This is a genomic window from Cyclobacteriaceae bacterium (genome assembly GCA_025808415.1).
In the GTDB taxonomy this organism is placed as follows: domain Bacteria; phylum Bacteroidota; class Bacteroidia; order Cytophagales; family Cyclobacteriaceae; genus UBA2336.
Genome location: CP075525.1, coordinates 2,637,342 through 2,656,729 on the forward strand (window position 1 = coordinate 2,637,342; position 19,388 = coordinate 2,656,729).

At 41.6% G+C, this 19,388-nt stretch carries 17 protein-coding genes; all 17 read right to left on the reverse strand.

Annotated features, from left to right (window positions below; genetic code table 11):
• Position 1: 1 nt before the first annotated feature.
• The gene (gene wecB, locus KIT51_11925; protein ID UYN85585.1) at positions 2-1,099 is read right to left on the reverse strand and encodes a UDP-N-acetylglucosamine 2-epimerase (non-hydrolyzing); all 1,098 of its coding nucleotides are present in this window, start codon (positions 1,097-1,099) and stop codon (positions 2-4) included.
• A complete protein-coding gene (locus KIT51_11930) occupies positions 1,096-1,719 on the reverse strand; it encodes a GNAT family N-acetyltransferase (protein UYN85586.1) in 624 nt (207 codons plus the stop codon). The genes wecB and KIT51_11930 overlap by 4 nt, the downstream gene beginning before the upstream one ends.
• Positions 1,720-1,757: 38 nt before the next feature.
• On the reverse strand, positions 1,758-2,978 hold the full coding sequence (locus KIT51_11935; protein ID UYN85587.1) for a glycosyltransferase family 4 protein: 1,221 nt from the start codon (positions 2,976-2,978) through the stop codon (positions 1,758-1,760).
• Complete coding sequence (locus KIT51_11940) at positions 2,975-4,324, reverse strand: phenylacetate--CoA ligase family protein (protein UYN85588.1); 1,350 nt, start codon at positions 4,322-4,324, stop codon at positions 2,975-2,977. The genes KIT51_11935 and KIT51_11940 overlap by 4 nt, the downstream gene beginning before the upstream one ends.
• A 54-nt stretch (positions 4,325-4,378) precedes the next feature.
• The gene (locus KIT51_11945) at positions 4,379-5,398 is read right to left on the reverse strand and encodes a glycosyltransferase family 4 protein (protein ID UYN85589.1); all 1,020 of its coding nucleotides are present in this window, start codon (positions 5,396-5,398) and stop codon (positions 4,379-4,381) included.
• Between the two features lie 3 nt (positions 5,399-5,401).
• Entirely contained in the window at positions 5,402-7,234 is a 1,833-nt protein-coding gene (gene asnB, locus KIT51_11950) for an asparagine synthase (glutamine-hydrolyzing) (protein ID UYN85590.1), read from the reverse strand.
• Between the two features lie 51 nt (positions 7,235-7,285).
• The gene (locus KIT51_11955; protein UYN85591.1) at positions 7,286-8,416 is read right to left on the reverse strand and encodes a glycosyltransferase family 4 protein; all 1,131 of its coding nucleotides are present in this window, start codon (positions 8,414-8,416) and stop codon (positions 7,286-7,288) included.
• A gap of 12 nt (positions 8,417-8,428) precedes the next feature.
• Complete coding sequence (locus KIT51_11960) at positions 8,429-9,502, reverse strand: glycosyltransferase family 4 protein (protein ID UYN85592.1); 1,074 nt, start codon at positions 9,500-9,502, stop codon at positions 8,429-8,431.
• On the reverse strand, positions 9,503-10,978 hold the full coding sequence (locus tag KIT51_11965) for a glycosyltransferase family 2 protein (GenBank protein UYN85593.1): 1,476 nt from the start codon (positions 10,976-10,978) through the stop codon (positions 9,503-9,505).
• Complete coding sequence (locus tag KIT51_11970) at positions 10,956-12,263, reverse strand: O-antigen ligase family protein (GenBank protein UYN85594.1); 1,308 nt, start codon at positions 12,261-12,263, stop codon at positions 10,956-10,958. Before KIT51_11970 ends, KIT51_11965 begins: the two co-directional genes overlap by 23 nt.
• Entirely contained in the window at positions 12,260-13,348 is a 1,089-nt protein-coding gene (locus KIT51_11975) for a glycosyltransferase (GenBank protein UYN85595.1), read from the reverse strand. Before KIT51_11975 ends, KIT51_11970 begins: the two co-directional genes overlap by 4 nt.
• The gene (locus KIT51_11980) at positions 13,345-13,902 is read right to left on the reverse strand and encodes a class I SAM-dependent methyltransferase (GenBank protein UYN85596.1); all 558 of its coding nucleotides are present in this window, start codon (positions 13,900-13,902) and stop codon (positions 13,345-13,347) included. Before KIT51_11980 ends, KIT51_11975 begins: the two co-directional genes overlap by 4 nt.
• A gap of 355 nt (positions 13,903-14,257) precedes the next feature.
• Positions 14,258-15,193, reverse strand: a complete 936-nt coding sequence (locus tag KIT51_11985) for a class I SAM-dependent methyltransferase (protein ID UYN85597.1) — start codon at positions 15,191-15,193, stop codon at positions 14,258-14,260.
• Positions 15,183-16,343 (reverse strand): hypothetical protein, encoded by a 1,161-nt coding sequence (locus KIT51_11990; GenBank protein ID UYN85598.1) that lies wholly within the window; start codon positions 16,341-16,343, stop codon positions 15,183-15,185. Before KIT51_11990 ends, KIT51_11985 begins: the two co-directional genes overlap by 11 nt.
• Positions 16,344-16,362: 19 nt before the next feature.
• Positions 16,363-17,451: a glycosyltransferase family 4 protein gene (locus tag KIT51_11995; GenBank protein ID UYN85599.1), complete on the reverse strand. Its 1,089-nt coding sequence runs from the start codon at positions 17,449-17,451 to the stop codon at positions 16,363-16,365.
• Entirely contained in the window at positions 17,423-18,631 is a 1,209-nt protein-coding gene (locus KIT51_12000; protein ID UYN85600.1) for a glycosyltransferase family 4 protein, read from the reverse strand. The genes KIT51_11995 and KIT51_12000 overlap by 29 nt, the downstream gene beginning before the upstream one ends.
• 50 nt (positions 18,632-18,681) lie before the next feature.
• Positions 18,682-19,380, reverse strand: coding sequence for a class I SAM-dependent methyltransferase (locus KIT51_12005; GenBank protein ID UYN85601.1), 699 nt, complete (start codon positions 19,378-19,380; stop codon positions 18,682-18,684).
• Positions 19,381-19,388: the final 8 nt, after the last annotated feature.

Consider the following 19,388-nt stretch of genomic DNA (forward strand, 5'->3'; position numbering starts at 1 on the left):
TTCAAAACTTCTGAATTTTTTGTTTTGAATGTTCTTCAATCACAGAACAGATTGCTTCCGATGCCTTACCACCACCGTATAGTTCTGCGTTGGTTTTCCAGGGTTTACCCGAAAACTCAGCAAAGCCGCTTAAAATTGCATCTCTATCAAATCCAACTATGCGGTTAACGCCCTGCTCTACAAGTTCTACCCATTCGGTTTCAGTACGCAGTGTCACGCAATATTTCTTGAAAAAATAGGCTTCCTTCTGCAAGCCTCCGCTATCGGTCATAACCATGGCACACGACTTTAGTAAACCAATCATAGTAAGATAACTTTGTGGATCAAGGCATGTAATTCCCCCCATCGAAGTTTTCTCAAGTCGCGATCGGGTACGCGGGTGCACGGGCATAACAACCTGAGCATGCTTACCAATTTGTTGCAGAGCTGTTATAATTGCCTGAAGGCGTTTGGGATCGTCAGTATTTTCCGCACGATGGAGCGTACACAAAACAAAATTTCCAGGAGTAAGTCCAAATTGTTTACAAATTTCATCACTATTTACCTTAGCTGCATAAAAATCGGCTGCATCCTGCATCACATCCCCGGTTTTGGTAATAACGACACCAAAATTACCAAAACCTTCACTCTCCAAATTTCTTATAGCAGCATCGGTCGGGCAGCAAAGCACATCACTAATGCGGTCGGTCAAGATACGATTTATCTCCTCAGGCATCTCCATATTAAAACTGCGCAAGCCTGCCTCAACATGAACTACACTTACCTTTAACTTTTTTGCTGCCAGAGCTCCGGCCAAGGTAGAGTTTGTATCTCCGTAAACCAGCGCATAGTCGGGTTTTTCTTTTTGGATAATTTCCTCAACACCAGCCAGCATTTGACCAGTCATAGCCCCATGTGAAAGTCCATTGATGTTCAGGTTATAAACCGGCTTTGGAATGGACAACTCCTGAAAGAAAATATCAGACATATTCTGATCAAAATGCTGTCCCGTATGAACAATCACTTCCTGAAAGATGGGGCGTTGCTGAAAAATGCGTGACAACGCGGCTGCTTTAATAAACTGCGGACGAGCACCTAATACTGTAAGGATTTTAATCATGATATTGCCCCAGAAATTTTATTAATAGTTATCTTCTCCATGGTCGTGGATTTCTTATCCGATGAAGTAACTGACCAACCACTTTTTTTATAAGCTGATATTGCCTGGGCATTATTACTGCGAACCGTTAACATTAAATGGTGATACCCGAATTCAGCGGACAACCGTTCAAATTCAGTCAACATAATTCTTCCGTAACCTTTACCCTGAAAAGCGGGATCAACACCTATAACGATTAATCCCGTATGCGGTGGGTTGCAGGATTTCGATGAACTTATGCTACCTGAAGGTTTTACCCATCGCCTCCACACATTCTTAATTGCCAATTTATACTTCTTTAGAAATTCAGGATGAAAAAAAAGCCAAGGCTTCCTAACCATGGCTGCAACAGCCGCATGGTAACTATGTTGGATCATGGAACTGGCCGAACCCACCGGAACACCATCGTACTTTAATCCACCACAGTACCCTACGCAAGTGCCCGCTTCTTCAATAAAGAATATAAAGGCCCTGCCATCAACCAAATACCATTCCAGCATTTTTTCCACATAAGCCTGCCCCATGGCCGTGCTAAGTGCTTTTGGAAAAGCCTTACGGTGACATTGGGCGATCCTTGTCAAGTCTGCCCGAACAGGTTTAACGATTGTGACCGTTGACTTCATGCCGTAATCTGCGCGATCTCCTTGAGAAAAGATTCGTGTATTTTTTCACGATTAAAGTACTGGTTGACAAACGCAAAACCAGAAGAACCTAACTGCTCGGCCTGCCGGTGATCGTCAATCAACTGGCTAATGGCTTTAACAAGTGCCGGTACATTTTCGGGTTCATAGTACAGACCACCTTTTGCCTGGTTTATGAAGAGTTCCCTTGCTTCACCATCAACTCCTAATAAAACAGGTTTACGCATGGCAAGGGGTTCAAAAAGCTTGGAGGGTATTGCCCCTTTAAACAAATCCAACTTTTTCAAGGGAACCAAAAAAGCATTACACATATTAATTAGTGAGGGGATTCTATCGCGCGATTGGTTGGGTACGAAAAGTACATTACTTAAGCCTGCATCTTTAACCATCGAAATCAGTTTCTCCTTTTCCGGTCCATCCCCTACCATTATAAATTTAACCGGCCGGTTAAAAAGCAATTGAGCAGCCTGTGGGATAATTTCAAGGCCTTGCGCATGACCAATAATGCCTGCATAGAGAATCACAAATTCAGTATCCGTAATACCAAGTTCGCTCCGCCAGTTGTAAGCCTCGTGTTCTTTTTGCCAAAACGTTAAATCCACCCCATTCGGAAACCACACAACTCTTTTTTTAGGAAATCGTGCCTTGATGTTTTCAACGATTCCCTGTGTTTGTCCGGATATCAAAAATGAATGACGATAAATCCATCGCTCCAAACTATAGGCCATCCCAAGTAACCATTTGCTGTTAATGATATTTAGTCGTTCAGCCGACTCCGGCCACAGGTCTGAAACATTAAACACTAGTTTAGAGCGTTTAAGCTTAGCAATCATTACTGCTGTGATACCCAAAAACAAGGGTGGCGATTCGCAAATAATTACCTCTGTGCGTGGCATGAACAGCAACCGGAAAAAGGAGGTGATCACAAAAGAAAAATAATTCAATAAGCGCGATAGCACTGCTCTCGACTGCCCCACATAAATCCACGTTCGGGATACCGGTACATTATCGATAATTTCTTTTACAGACAATTTACCTTTGTATTCCTCAAAAACCTTATTGCGTGGATAATTAGGAAGTGCAGTGACCACAGAAACTTCATGATCATTTTTCTTCAGGTATTTGGCCAGGCTATGTAACCGGTTTTGAGGAGCTCCGGTTTCGGGAGGATAATACTGTGTGAGGATTCCTATTTTCACCCGATAACTTGATGTTTCACCTTTGATATCACCGCCTGAAATTTACCATTTGCGTTTCGTGGTATGGATGACACTGGTTCAACGTTCAATCGAATCGGACCAAGCTGGCTTTCCATGCGCTGCCTGATGGTAGCGATCTCCTCTTCAGTTAATTTTCCTGTTGTTACCACCCTGATCGTAAACGCATCCAATTCCTCCTGTATTACCTGCGCTTCGACCACGTTAGGCAAGCCTACAAATATGCCATGAAAACGTACCATTGCACGGCCATCCTTTCCGATTACAGTATCTTCCAACCTTCCTACAATCTCCTTAATAACCGGCATTTCTCTACCACACGTGCATTTACCTTTCCCTACTTGCATTCGGTCACCAATGCGGTAGCGGATCAAGGGCTGATCGAAATTGATAAGCCCGGTACATACCACTTCACCTGTTTCACCGGGTTCCACTGGTTTACCATCATCATCAAGTACCTCAAGTATTCCAAGGTCAGGGCTGATGTGTAGGGAACCATGTTCACATTCTGATACCAATCCACAGGCTTCCACGCCACTCCAACTGTCGTAGGTTTTGCACCCATAAACTTCAGCAAAAACCTCACGCATTTGCGGGGTTAATTTTTCACTGGATGTAATTACCGCTGCTAACTGCGGTGCGCTTATTCTTTCTTCTTGAATAAACCGCGCCAGAAAATAATTACTCATGGCATAGCCGGTCATATAGTTTACACCATAACGCTTCATGCCTTTCACATAATCATACACTGTATTGGCCGAAATATGATACGCTGAAAAATAGACCTGCTTTTCAAAATAGTTATAGCGATAAAAGGGTGGCCTGGCTACTCCATCCGGTACCACTCTACGGCCGCCAATCATTCCTCGCGGTGTAAAGCGATCGACCCCGGCCCAATGTCGTATGCGCGCCTCAAAGCCGGCACTCCATCGTTGGTGCATAGGATAAGAAAACAAAATCTGCGTAGGGGTTCCGGTGCTTCCACTGCTGGCGAAGAATTCTCCGCCTCGTTCACGATTTGCAGACACCAGGTTACTTTTTCCGTGTGCACGCAAGTCAGTTTTCTCCAGGTAAGGAAGTCTTGATAGGTCATGTAAACTGAATTGACTTAAATCATTCAATCCAATTCCGGCCTGGTGAAACGATTGTCTGTAAAAGGGCACCGTTTCAAAAGCATGGACTAAAATTTTTCGTAACTGTTTGCTACAATAATCTTCCCACTGATTTTCGGTGAAGCTCTCCCGTTCTTTAAACCCAACAAGTTCCCTTTCAAAAATCCCACCAAACCGTCTCTTCTTCCAGAAGTAGCCGTAGCCGGAGACGGCCATGTTTTGCAAACCAAAGGGTAGCGTACTATAGAGTCTTTGATACAAGGGCACTGTTCAGTTCCTGATTTTCACAATACCATCAAGTACCTCAAACCACATAAGTTTTACTTTCTCCCAATCAAACTGTTCTACCATTTGCCGGGCATTGAAACTTAGTTGCCGGGCATATTCAGGGTTAGTTAACAACTCCCCAATAGCTTTGGTCATTTCACCAGGATTATTTGATGGTACCAGTACTCCGTTTACTCCATGCTCTATCAAATACGGGAGCCCCCCCACATCAGTAGACACAACAGGCAAGCCTAAAGCCATGGCCTCAATAACACTTACCGGCATATTATCAATGGTTGTGGTGTTTAAAAAAATATCATACTGGTCAGCAAGCTTAATCCATTCATCTTTTAATAGTCTTCCAGGCAACGTAACCTGATCAGTCAAATTCAATTCGGCAATACGTTTCTCAACCAGTTCACGGGTTCCATCGGTATCACCTCCCACCATACAAATTCTTGCTTCGGGAATATTTAATTGATGCATTACCTCAACAGCCAACACCGGATTATAAATTTTATGAAAGGCCCTGACCCAAAGTATTTTAGCCTGAACCTGATCTCGTAATTTGAATGGATAGTTCTCAAGCTCAATGAAGTTAGGGATATACTTAACCTTGTAACTATGTTGGTTGAAATGAAACTCCAGAAATCTTGAAGGAACAATGTTGAGGTGACTATGGGTAAATAAAAAATCGCATTTGGCTTTACTGCCGGTCAACCGGTTTACAAAATCCCCGCCACGCACAACCGGTATGTATGGAATTTTAAGAAAACGACAAAGTTTACCCACCGCATAAGCAAACCAAAATGCCTGCGTGCTGAAGGTATCCACCAGCACAACTGCGCAGCTTCGTTGGTGGCGCACCACGGTAATAAGCATATGAAGCAAACGAAGAGGCCTGGATTTAACCGAGGAGACAGCCTTTATTTTGTACCGGCTGGATAAACGAGGGGTTATTGTTTCGATGAAACCAACACTGCCACCATGAGTAGATAGAATATTTCCGAGATATAAAATCATTACTTACTTACCTATATTGAAATACCAAATCTGTAAGGCATACAGTATTAAAATGCGTTGATAGGCTGTCGCACGACTACAGTACCTTTGTAAAGACTTATCCACCAATGTCTTAAAAAGTAAATCGACATACTTTGTTTCAATATATTCTTTAATAATTCCATCCTTCCGCAAAATTTGACTTTTGATATACTCAAGATTTTCATTTCCTAACCATGTATCAAGCGGTATACTGAAACCTCTTTTTTCCATTTTCGAAGTGTTCAAAGGGTATATCTGACCATGGATACTTCTCAGTATCTTCTTAGTTGTTCTAAAATCTGATTTTTGATTATAAGGAATGCTGAGGCTAAACCTAACTAAATCTTCGTCTAACATAGGTACCCGATACTCAATACTATTAATCATAGACATCATATCGGATTTGCGTAAATAGTCACTTTGCATCCTATGATGATAATAGTACTTCATGATCAGACTTTCATCGTTTAACGCATCTTCAGTATCAAGCAAATCCAATTTATATTCAACATTTCTCAAGTATGGATTAAAAGGAAACTGTTTAGGAGAGTTAGGAAACCATGAACCCCATTTAAATAATAACTCATTATTTGAAGATGAATCCAGCAAACCAATACCTTTATTGTAAAGCCTTACAATTTTTTCAGGAAGAAATTTACCGTGTCCATACATTTTCGAACGGAAAAATTTCGGTTGGCACTGTCTTAACTTCATTAAAACAGGTAAAGACTTAAACCCAGAATAACCATTATGTATTTCATCGCCCCCATCGCCTCCAATAAGAACCTTTGTATGTGCTGATGCAGCCTTACTCAAAAAATAAAATGGAACTAAAGAAGAGTCTGCATAAGGCTGATCAAAATGTATAAGTAGCCTGTCCAATAGTTCTATCCTATTGTTGATCTCTATAGTAATTATCTCAAGCGGGGCTTGAAGATGTTTTGAATATACCGCTGCAACGTCCGACTCATCATACTGGCGTTCATTCATGGCTACTGTAATACCTCCAACGGGCTGCTCTCTATTACAAAAAGCATAAAGTAATGATGAATCAACTCCTCCGCTCAAAGCTACTTTTAGCGAAACATCACTAACAAGGTTTCTTTCAGCTGCCTGGGCTAATAAATTAGTCGTCTCATGAGAATTAGCTGAAAATGAAAATCCATTTCTAATAGAGAAATCAAATGAATTCAGTTGCAGTTTTGAACATGAACCATCATTTACAGAATAGCTAAGCAAAAGCCCTGGAGGATGAGCCTGAATTTTTTCAAAAATTGTATAGGGTTCTGGAATGTAGCCAAAATGTAGATATGAACAAATTGAATCTTCCCTAATGGTAAGCCGCTTTTTAATTATCGGAAAAATGGCCTTCATTTCACTTGCGAAGATCAACTCATCTTCATGATGAAAAACATAAAGAGGCTTTATTCCAGATGGGTCACGAAGAAGAACTACAGTTGGTGTAGGTGTTCTGAAATCAAAAATAGCAAAAGCATAAATTCCTCTAATTTTTGCAAAGAAAGTACTTCCATGTTTCAAAAACCCTTCCAAAAGTACTTCGGTATCAGAACTTGTGCGAAGATTGAGGTCTTGACACAAATCCTTGTAATTATATATTTCACCATTGAATACTATCACTGCTTTACCACAGGAAGAGAAGAATGGTTGATTTGCCGATTGAGAGAGGTCAATTATACTCAACCGTCTATGCCCAAGAAAGACATGATTACTGATATAGTAATTTTCCGCATCTGGCCCTCTATGCTGAAGTGATGACAGCCCCTGTTTGCAAAGTCTGATTTTATCTTCGTCCAAATCGGATTTACTTATATAGCCAAGTATACCACACATTAAATAAATGTATTGTTATGATTTCTGGTTAATGACACAATTCGATATTACTTCGCGAAATCGTTCATAGGTAAATAAACCTGACATTACTTTAGCTTCATAGGAAAGTTCGTGTAAGTTCCTAGTATTTAGCAATCTTGTTAGAGCACAAGCAATTGTTTCTGGTTGTGCATCCTTTAGTAAAAAACCGTTTATGCCATCTCGAACATACTGACCAACTGAGGATACATCCGTAACTATCGGTATACATCCAAATGAAGCAGCTTCAGCAACTACTTTTGGAAAGCCTTCAGTACGACTTGGCAACAGCAATGCATGACTTTGCCTATAAACTTCATTAAGGCTTTGCCGCTGAATATACCCTGTAAATTCAACCTGTACAGAGATTCTTTCGGCTAATTTCATCACCTCTTCCATGCCTGGCCCGTGGCCAGCCAAAATCAATTTTGTGATGTACCGCTCGGGATGATCCAAATATTCGAAAGCCCGTACTAAAGCCTGAACACCCTTTGATTCATCGATCAATCCGGCAAAACAAAGGGTCAACGGAACTACAAAAGACTTATGACTTCCTGCAACAATCGCCCGTTCCAATTCCAATGCAGTAAAACAGGGATTTTCAAGGGTAAAAACATGTGCTGGTTGGTTTGGCCATTTACCGTTAATAGTTACTTTAGTATTTTTTGCCCGCATTAGCAACCACTTCTGTACTTTGTACATAAATGGAGGGTGAGGCTCCATCCAATTCCCAGCATACTTATGCCAATACTTTTTATTTCGAAATACAAACGACAATAAAATACAAACAAAAGCTGGCACTGATGGACCTCGCGTATGAATCACATCATGAGTTCTCAATGCACGAATGATTTTCAAAAAAAGTAAAGGGAGAATTGGCACCACCTTAAATTTTTTAAGAAAATTATTCCCGCCAATGACAGTCGGTAATGTATTAAGATAAATATTTTTAGGATAAGGCTTCCTTGCATTACCAGGATTACTACCCTTATAATAACCTAACCAGGTTATGTCTAAAAAAAGATCATTCAAAGATTCGATTTCGCGTAATGTTGGTTCGTAAACCTCTAAAAAGTTTTCATGCTTATCACGGTAAATTGCAGTATCTGAAACTATAAGGAGCCTCATTATAATTATACCCTATTGTCCATTTGTAATCATTCGGGAATAAATACCGATGCATTTCCCAACATATACTTGATCGGAATACATTGCATCAAAAGCAGCCTTCATAGAATCCTTGTACTGATCGCCCCGGCTCAACAAACCCTCTATCCGATCAATCCAATGTTGAACCTCAAAATTTTCCATAAAAAAATCTGGAATTACGGCATGAAGCTGGGTGGCAACCTCACCGGTTTTATAAGCCACAAAAGGAAGCTGCTGCGCCAGGTATTCGATCAACACCAGGGGGCCACTTTCCTGGTAAGCTGTGTGAATGGCAAGGTCATACTCTCCTATTATGCCCTGAACATCATCACAATCGTGAACAACCTTAACAATATCGTCAAGTTTTTGCTCCCTGATCTGCTTATGGATACCCTCCATAAATTGCGGGTCAATTACCTGGCCAACAAATGTTGCGGTAAAAGCAAGGGTATCCCTAAGCCTGGACAAAAGCCGGCATGCGAATGCATGATTTTTTGCCTCCCTGAAATTAGATACCAACAATAGTTTAGGAACCGATGGTGCAGACCTTTTTGTGGGGGCGGGTTCTTTGCGGATAATTATGTTGGAAAGCAAAAAGACGTTCTCCTTTTTAAGCCCTATATATTGAACAGCCCAGTCAACAAGCGGCCGGCTCACTCCAACAAACCATGGATTTCGATGCAAGAAAAATTTAATGCCTGTAGGTATTGCCTTATCATTTTCGATATCCCCAAAATGATCGTGAAGCAGCAGTTTATAGTTGCCCCAAAACAAAATTTTGGCTAATGCCACATACCTGAAATTATAGCGCAAATGAACATGAACAATATCGTACCGGCTGCAAATCCGATTTATACGAAACATTTTCAGTACACTAAACCGATTAACTCTGCCCAAATTCAAAAGAGGGATTTCAGGATGGAGTTGTGCTGCCAGTTTTCCCGGGCGAACTAATGTAATAACCGTAACGGATTTACCATGTCGATGCAAAATATTAGCCAAGTCAACCAACACACGTTCAGCTCCCCCCACATTCAACTGGTCAATTACCTGTAATACTTTCACCTAATTCCTCAAACCTGTTTTTAACAACGCCTGCGCTTTGCGATACGAAACCAACACTTTCACCGGAAACAGAATCGTGTTAATGATATTCATGGCCAATCCCGAACGCCTGTAGGAAGTGATCAGCCGGTACATACAAAGACGCAAATAGAATGCACGTGGATAAAATCGCATGAAATCATAGGATTCTGTTGGCAATGGAAAGGGGCCAAAGTACGTACCCTTATTTTTCCACCAGGCGCCATGCGTGCGCAACCCGCCCATAGGGGCTTTATGATGTGTGCGGATAGCTTTTGGATTAAATACTATCACAGCGCCTTTTAAAAACAACCGCTTTCCAAGGTTGTCGTCAGCACCAGAGCCTTTATCAAATGCCAAGTCAAACAACCCTGCTTCTTCTACCAGGCTTTTGCGCATCATACAGTTGCCGGTATCCAATACCGAGGCAATATGGTAGTAATTAATAAAGTCAGGGATATGCGACTTATCCTTCCAGGGCGCCAGGGATATTCCTGTAGAAACATCTGCCAACGAATGCTCCAATAGGTAAATATGCTCTTTGACCATATCAGCCCAGGTTTCAGAGTCATCATCAAAAAAAAGTATCCATTCGGATGTAACCCGGTGTACCGCGTAGTTTCGTGCAGTGCTCTGGCCGGCTGTTTCTATAAAAAAAACTTTCACCGGCATGGCCTTAAATTCATCATAGTATCCAGCAACACGATCACGTTCAGGCGTTTGATCTACCACAATTATTTCTGCCGGTGGATGATCTTTCTGCAGCAGGGAATAGATGGCCTTTTTTAAATAAGCATATCGGTTAATGGTAGGAATGACTGCTGAGTAAGAGGTAATCGTTTTATTCTTATGTTGTAAAAGCAAATGATGGCTATCAGAATTAAGCTCATAATTTATTCTCCTGTCTTTTGATTTTAAAATTGAAAACCAACTCAACGGGAAAGCAATTAAAGCCGCCCGTTTGCCGAAAAATCTCAGGATAAACCGCCTAAGATCCGTGGAGTCAACGGTAAGTTGTCCATTGTGCAAAACATTCACCTGTTGAATGAGATCAGGTTGATGCACGACCAAACCCCCGCTACGCAATACCTGAAACGCCAGGTCAGCAGCAAGAAAATGTGCTGTATTGTACTTCACTTCCAGGTTAAGTTTTTCAAGCACTCCCCTTTTTAATACCATCACATGAAAGGATGCCATCCATGCGTTAGTTCGGGTGTTAGGTGCTGGTGACAAAAAAAACCAATTCAGGGTTGCTAACGAAAGTTTCTTAAAGGTACCCGGTTTATAAAAATGCAAACCTGCATGCGCCACATCTGCCATAAAGGCGCTTTCGATTTTAGTTAAATCGAGTTGAGGCCTCAGATTATCTTGTACGATGCATAAATCATCCTTAAGGTTTAAGTCCTTCGCCAGCCCCCAATCAACTTCGGAGGGATTATTTATAAACAGGTACTCCATCTCTTATAATCGATTGCCAGAAAAAAGGGGCGATACCGAGCCCTAAAAAAACCATGATCTGGCCGGTAAGGGTAAACATGGCTGCTTGGGCATAAAATGTTTCCCCTACAAACATGGTAAAGATTAAACCAATCAATCCTATCCATACAAATCTCGCTATTGAATTCTCGAATGAATACCTCATATATCTTCCTGCCGCCAGCAGGTTCTTACTCATGGTAAACAGGAACAGCAGAAAGACACTGAGCCCGATAAGCCCTGTTTCAATTAAGAACTGCAAAAAATTATTATGCGCGCCATTGCCAAAAATAAATACAGAAGCAGCCTGAAAGCCCGACCCGGTAATCAATAAATAAGGGTAATTTCCGATAGCCCTGAATACCGATTCGTAGATAACCGTACGTTCAACCGCCAGTCGCTCAACCCCGCCCCGCTCGTAGCCACGCAACACCCGTTCTTCATATTTTTCGTTTATCCGCTCCAAGGTTACTTCGCTTACTTCCTCGGGTAAATTCCTGGAAACCACCAAAAGGCCAATGCCCAGGAAAAGCGCAATGCCAATGCTTCGTCCGCGGGTTATCCATAACAGGGCAAGCACCACACCCGTCATTCCCAGCACAAACGTGCGCGTTCCCGACATCAACGGAACGATTACCATAAGCAAAGCACAAACCGCAAAGAAAAGTTTTACCAACAGGTTACGGCTGTAAAAAAGCAAAGCTACTGCCAATGAAAATCCCATCAGCATGACAATGGCAATGTGCTTGTGATGTGGGGAAAGCGTGGCCACGGGTGAATCCATAAACGAATACATCTCGCGCCAGTAGTCGGGCCAGAAGGAATTTAACACACCAATACCCTGCAAAAAGGCCAGGACTGCCTGAACCAATATGTTTATAAAGAATACGGTCAACAATAATTTGAACTTCTGCCTGTTGTCAACAATAGCGATGACCGCCACTAAGGTTGACAGGTACGCCATAAACCGGTAAGTACGGATAAGCGTGGGGCCAATATAGGATGAGCCCCTGAAGATAAAATTAAAGATGAGGCTGATGAGGATAATAATCATCAGGTACTTGACATAATGCGTAGCCAACTGCCGTTTACTGTAAATAAAGTTCAGCCCCGCAGTTAGGTAATTCCAGTTCACCAACCAAAAAGCAAGAACAACAAAATCGAAAATCCTGAAGTCGGACGCAATACCCACCAGGGTAAATCTACCCAGGGGCAGACAGTAAAAATAACTGGTAACTAAAAGACACAACCAGATGACTGGTCTCATTCAATATTAACTATTGTACGGTAATAGTTGAGCAAACTACTTAAAGTGCTTGTTAAGGAAAATTCATTTTTTATGCGGGTTCTCCCAATTTGCCCCATGCTCAACCGTAATTCTGGCTGTTGAATAAGTTGCTCAAAAACAGCAACTGCATCGTCAATATTTTTTTTTTCAAGTATAAAACCGGCATCATTCGCCAATAACTCGCGGGCATTGCCCACATCTGTAGCCACAACGGGCTTACCCAAGGCCATGGCTTCTAAAATCACGTTAGGCATTCCTTCAAAATCGCTTAATAATGTTACTATATCACATGTTACTAATTGTTTATCCAAATCCGGAACCACACCAGTAAGGGTTACAAACTTCTCAAGCTTTTTCTCCTTTATCGATTTCTCAATTACCATCCGATCGGGTCCATCTCCAAAAAAAATAGCCTCGCATTTCAAGTGTCGTGTATGGATTAATTTTTCCAGCACCTCCAGAAAGAAAAGATGTCCTTTATGCAGTGACATCCGGGCAACGTAGCCGATCCGCACAGGAGTAACAAAGTTAATAACCGGTGTTACTTCAGGAACATCAATGCCATTATGCAAGATTGGAAAAGTGTCCACTTGTTCATTAAACATAACCGACAGGTGGCTGGCTACACGTTTAGAATTAGCGCTATAAACTACCCCGAAAATTTTCAACAAACGATATTGCACCCTCCTTCGTACGAGTGCCAGACCACTGCGCTTGTAACAATTACGCTCGGTAACAGTAAACCTGGCCCTGCCGAACCATGCAACCAAAAACTGTTGAAGCATAGAGAAATTCACCTGCGAGTGAATGATATCAGGCTTTATCTTTTTGATCAGGCGAATGAGTTGCCACCAACGGTAAGGTGAGCGAAACCATCTTTTTGGCGCCTCATACACCTCTACGTTTGCGGTCTGCAGTTCATGTAAAAAAATTCCTGTTTGCTTAGTCAAACAAACCACAACCGGGATAAACTGCTTTTCCTGTTTTGCTTTAAGTGAAACACGGGTAACAAAACGTTCTAACCCACCGGCCTGCAGGGTTCCTACAAAAAATACAACTTTCATTTTCGTTTCATGGCAATAGCCTGAATAACAGGAGCGCCTAAATAGAACAAGCCGATAAACCGGATCAATAAAGAGCCCAGGTACGCTAACCCTCGCCTGCCTTCTCCATATTTATTTTTAATGACAATATTTTCGAAACCTGCCCGGTGCAATAACTCACGAAGGGATTTTCTGGAGAAAAATACCAGGTGATGGATGGAACGAATGTTCCGTTCGCGCACTGGCACACTACCCATTAACCGATAGCGAAAAAACTGAATGTTATCGAACTGGTTGGGCACTTCAATAAACACTACACCCCCGGGCTTTAACACACGGTAAGCTTCTTTGGCGGCTGCCATCGGATCAGCCAGATGTTCAAATACATGATTGGAGTGTACCAGGTCAAATGATTGGTCAGGAAAAGGGAGTTGCTCGGCAGGTGACTGCACTACGTGCAAGCCTTTGGCTTTTGCAGCCTTTACACCTTCAATTGATGGTTCTACACCAATTACTCTCCATCCACTATCTGCAGCTAACTCCATGAATTCTCCTGATGAGGAACCAAGATCCAAAGCATTTATTGGTGACCTATCTAAAAGCTTTTTTGAAATACTTACCACACGAGCCTTAAAAAGTTTGCTCCTGGATTTCGTAACCGCTCCGTAGTTGGCCAGCTTAGCTAAATAAAGTTCTAGTCCTGCAGGCTTCAGGCCCTCAAAAATTTGTTGTCGGGCTTCAGCTGAGGGTCTGGGATTAAGGAACAGTAATCCGCATCGACAACACCTCATTACTTTTAGCGGAGAAACTAAATTAAGATTCATAGTACCTGAAAAAAACTCCATTACTTCAGCACTATTACAGATCAAACAATCAATATGTTCAAAATTTTTATTTACATCTAACATACCTGTTCAAGAACTTTATGTTTCATTTAAGCGATTGATAATCAGCCAGGCAATCAAAATCACTCCTCTCCTTACCATCTTTCACAAATGTAAATACCATACCTTTTGGCCAAATCATATCGTTTAGCTTACGACCACTCTTAAAAAAATCCAAATATTTTAACCAAAAGAACAGAAATCTACCCAGTACAAGCATTGGGTAACGAAAAATTTTGGAACGTGATATTTCTACTAATGCTTGAGCATTAGTAACCGCAGCAGCTGTGAATGTTCCTTCTGACGCCATGAAAGCTTCTAGTCTGCAGTACCTAAAAAGCGATCTCATCCCTGTAAAGGTAAACCTAAAAAAGTCATAAGGAGCCCCGTGGTATGGAAAAGCAAACGGTACTTCAACTTGAATTAAACCATTGGGCTTAACTACTCTTTCTAACTCACTGGCAGCTATCCAAGGCCGAATAGTATGCTCCATTACTTGCGCGGCAAGTACCAAATCGAAAGCCTCAGATTTAAATGGGATTTGGTGCACATCAAAAACTATATCAGGATTGTACTGAAGATGTATATCAGAAGTAATTACAATACTCGATTGTTGAAAAATTGATTTATAAAAATCAATTTTACTTCCTGCCCCAATTATTAAAACTTTCCCTCCTGTTACTCGTGTAGCCAAATTCTTGTATCGCTCTTTCAGTGCCCAATCCTTATTTAATTTTGGAAGAAGAGATGTCCTAATGAAATTCTTAAGATTCCGCTTGTTTGAGTAACTTTTATTCTGAGTTAACGGTTTTTGTTGAATTATCCCTTCTAGTTCAAACATAGAATTATTTGCAGCAACTAGTATTGGTACCTCTTGAACAATAGGGTATCTGTCACCACCAACAAATACATAATGTTCGTTTTCAATTCGCATTAAGTCAGTCTGATTTAATGGACTAATTATATATTCTTCAAATATCATCTTCTTGTATCAAAATATCTTTGATAAATTCAGCAACTTGGGAGTTTGCTTCGGGGGTATAATGAACAAGTCCTTTATTAATCACTTCTTCGCGATTTGATTTAAATTGCTTGTATAAAAGGTCATCGTAATGCCAATACTCGATACCTTGCTTTTCGAGTTCGGATCTAAACAACAACCAGGGGTTGCCGTCTCTGTCCCAATCCAAAAATGTATTCAGGTTATCCAGTAACAGCACCACAAAACGGCTATCTTGTTGTGACACTTGCTGCTGAATATATTTTAAAATGGAAATACAATATTGCATATCACCATCATTTTGCCGGTAAACACTCTTACGGTGCTTTGACCAGATGGGAAAAGCACGGAGCGTACGTACCACATAGAGATTATCAAAAACATCGTGTACAAATAAGCCTGGCCAGAGCCGTTCACGCATTAAGAATTCGCTCGTTGCCGGGTTTTCAAATTCATTACGGAGTAATTCACCATGAAGTGTTGGTCGATTCATTACTTCTATCATTGCGTCTTTGAACGCAAACAAGGGCTTTGTTTTAAGGCCGCCAGCAGTCAAGTTATAAACCTGCGTGCAAGCCCGATCGAGATCTCCCGCCACCATGCCCAGAATTACAAGCTTTGATTTTGGCTTAACCTGTTCATATCTTAAAAATGCCTGATCAATACCGTATCCGCCAACGCCCAGGTTAAGTGTTCGTAAACCTGTTAATTGTTGCAATCTGTAAGGCCATGTATCTTCAAAAGAAACCTCGTCACCATGCGTAAATGAGTTGCCCAGACAAACGATATCATATTCTTCATCATCGTTGTTATTCGTTAAATCACCCCTGATAAGTGTCTCGTATTGTTGATGCGAACAACGAAAACCGTAACGGTCGGAATAATACGGAGGTTGAGCCCCCAGCTTACCAATACTCCATCCCAAATTCGAATCGTAAACATTGTACTTATACCAAACCGAAGTATCCGCTTCAGCAATTTTTTCGGGCACCTGAAATGGAGGAAGAAAATAGCTTTTCTTACCGAACAGGAAATCGATGTGTTGTTTCCGTTCAGTTAACAAACGTAACGTTGCTTCCGCCAGCCCAAAAGTTATAAGTGCAACAAAAACCGGATAACCTAATTTTTTCATTTACTACAGACAGCAAGGATTACCACATGCTGGCATTCTCGATATACTCCTTAACCTGGGTATGCTCAACAAATCCGTAACGCATAAGTAAGTCGTCCACAATACGTTCAACATCATGATTTGTCAATGCATATTGTTTTGATTTTTCGCCTATTTGTTGGCGTAAAGATTTATCCTTTACCAATTTTTCCAATTCGTCAGTTAGGGTTGCGGGCGTCACATTTACAATGGGCAAATCGGGGCGGTACTTCAGCAACTGCGGCTCAATGTAACAGAGTACAGGTTTGCCCAGCGCCATCAACTCTACAGAAACCTTTCCATGCCAGCCATACAGCACCTGGTCAATACCAATGTCACTGATTTCGTACAGTTCCCTTATTTTATGATGGGGCAACTTTTCCGCCATTACCAGTTCAACAGCATAACCCTTTTGCTTTAACTCATCAATTGCCTTCTCAATAAAATCAGTTCCCTTTTTCCGCCTGCTGGAAGGCGCATGAACAATGCGTATGATGCCATCAACTTCCGACTGTGGCCTTCGGGCGGATGTCCAGTAGGTGGTATCAATAACCTGGGGTGATAAAATTGCATTAGGGACAACTTCAAACAAGTCAGGCTCCGATACCAGTACCACATCAGCATACTTCAGCCACTTCTTCACTTTACGGATTTGATCCGGCCGGCTTAACGGTGGCTTCGGTACATCAACGCCACGGTTTTTCTCACGCAAATAATCAAAATGTTTAATGTCAATAATATCCAACCCACGAAAATGAACTACTACCCTCTTTTTGAAAAATTTCAATAGTGGTAGATCAAGTAAATGGAACCGCCACCAGTTCCAAAGGCTTACACCCCAGAAGAAATGAAACACATCGTAATGCTTCAGGGCCCAAAGAAAAAACAGGAAACGATCAAAGCCTGCCCTCCATCCCTTACCCGCCAGCATAATATCATTTTGGTAGCCGCGGAAATCATCGTTATAAGCAACGGCTGATGCCTGTATCCAACGGTTACGAATTGTTTCGGCCAGTAATTGCATTTGGCCACCAATTTCGTGGCCGGCAAAAAGCACGCGCTTAACGTTTGAACCGGATGGCTTCTCCATAAATCGCCTCAAATTTTTCTAATTGGTTTTGGATATCGTACAGTGTGGCCGCACGCTTTACGCCTTGTTTACCCATCCGTTGCCTGAGTTCGTTATCCATAATTAGTAGTCGCAACGCTTCAACCAGTGCCGGCTGATCCCACCGGCTGACAAGCAAACCGGTTTCACCGGGTGCAATATTCTCTCCCAAGCCATCTGCATCGGTTACCACTACCGGTAACCCTGCCGCTTGTGCTTCAATAACAGCATTACAAAAACCTTCCTGTAAACTGGGCATCAGAAAAATATCGCAGAATGCCATGTGTTGCATAACCTGTGCGTGCGGCAAAATACCCGTTAACTTAACCTTGTCGTCAAGTTTTAATTCACTGCGCATAAACAATAAAGCTTCCTTCAGTGGACCATCACCAATAATCCAGTATTCCAGATTAGTAAATTGCCGATGGAGCTGATGAAATGAAATTAATGCCGTGATCAAATTCTTCTTCCAAACCAAATCGGCTACCGTTAGTATTCGAATTGTCCCGCTTTCATAATTGGTTTTGCAGGGTATTCCTGAAAGATTAACAGCAGGTGTAACAATGCGGATTTTCTCGGTACCTGGTGCATATCGTTTTATATATGGTACAAGGTCATTACCCAAGGAATGGATTATCGTAGCTTTCTCAAATACCTGGGGCAACCGCGATGCAAGCTTATGATCAACCAGTGGCTGCGAGGTGACACCCCTACCGCGAACACTTACCACAAAAGGTATTTTCAATAGTGAAAAAGACTCACAAAACGAAACTGCCTGGTTATTCCATTCAAAGTGAACCACCTCAACCTTATCAGCCAGGCTTAGCATGACCAGGTTATTTCGAAAGTTGATGTACCGGACATAGAGCGGATAACCCGCTTTTTGAATTACCCGCCAAAGCCTAATGACTCGAACAGGATTACGGAAAAACTGTACTGCTAAAAAAAAGGCAAACTTAAAAAGCGCAAAGCTTGCCGTAGAATAACACGATAGTTTATAACCCGGATGATCCTTCTTCCACGCTTGAAGGGCTTTTCGATCGATAAGGCCGAAAGCAAGATTAATTACTGTATGTCCCCTGGCAGCTAGGCCTTCAATTTTATAATGAACAAAATTCTGCTTGGCTGTAGGAAAGCTATTACCAACGGTTAAAATCCTCATCGACTGTAGCGCAGAACGTTATAAAACCCGAATGTTCCGGATTGTACCATCTATTGTTTAACAATAAAGTACTTATTCAGGAAAGGACTTTTCTCAACGCGTTCGGGTTTATCGGTTAAAAAGTGATCCACAGCCTTCGTACATCCCACCCATTTCTTATCATTGTATTCATCTAATGCAATAATGCCTCCGGGCACTAAACGTGAATAAAAAAATTCAAGCGTAGTGATATACGAATCATATAAATCCACATCCAGATGCAAAAAAGCAACCTTTCTGTCAGCAGGAAATTGAGTGAGCGTTTTGTCAAAATAACCAGGAATAAATTCTATGTCGGAAATTAATTCGGCAGGAACAGAAGCCTTCTTTAACCGTGCTTTTACATACGCCTCGGTGTAAGCAAGATCACCCTTTTCAATTTTCACCTCAGGTCGCATAGGCTCATCTTCTTTTGAAGGTTCGGGCAAACCTGAGAAGGAATCAAATGCCCAAATTTTCTTCGTTGACTGAATAACCTGATGCGAAATGGTAATGCATACCAGGCTGTTTCCCCAACCAACCCCACATTCCACAATATCACCCTTAAGGGAATTAGTACGATTCAGTAAGTCATAGAAATACAACAGGCGCTTGCCAGTCCAATCGTTTAATTGATAAGGCAGGGGTGCTTTAACACGCGTTCGGATTACATTAACTGAAAATAATTTATCCAACACATGATTTACGTTTTTAACAAAAATACTTCCCATAAAATTAA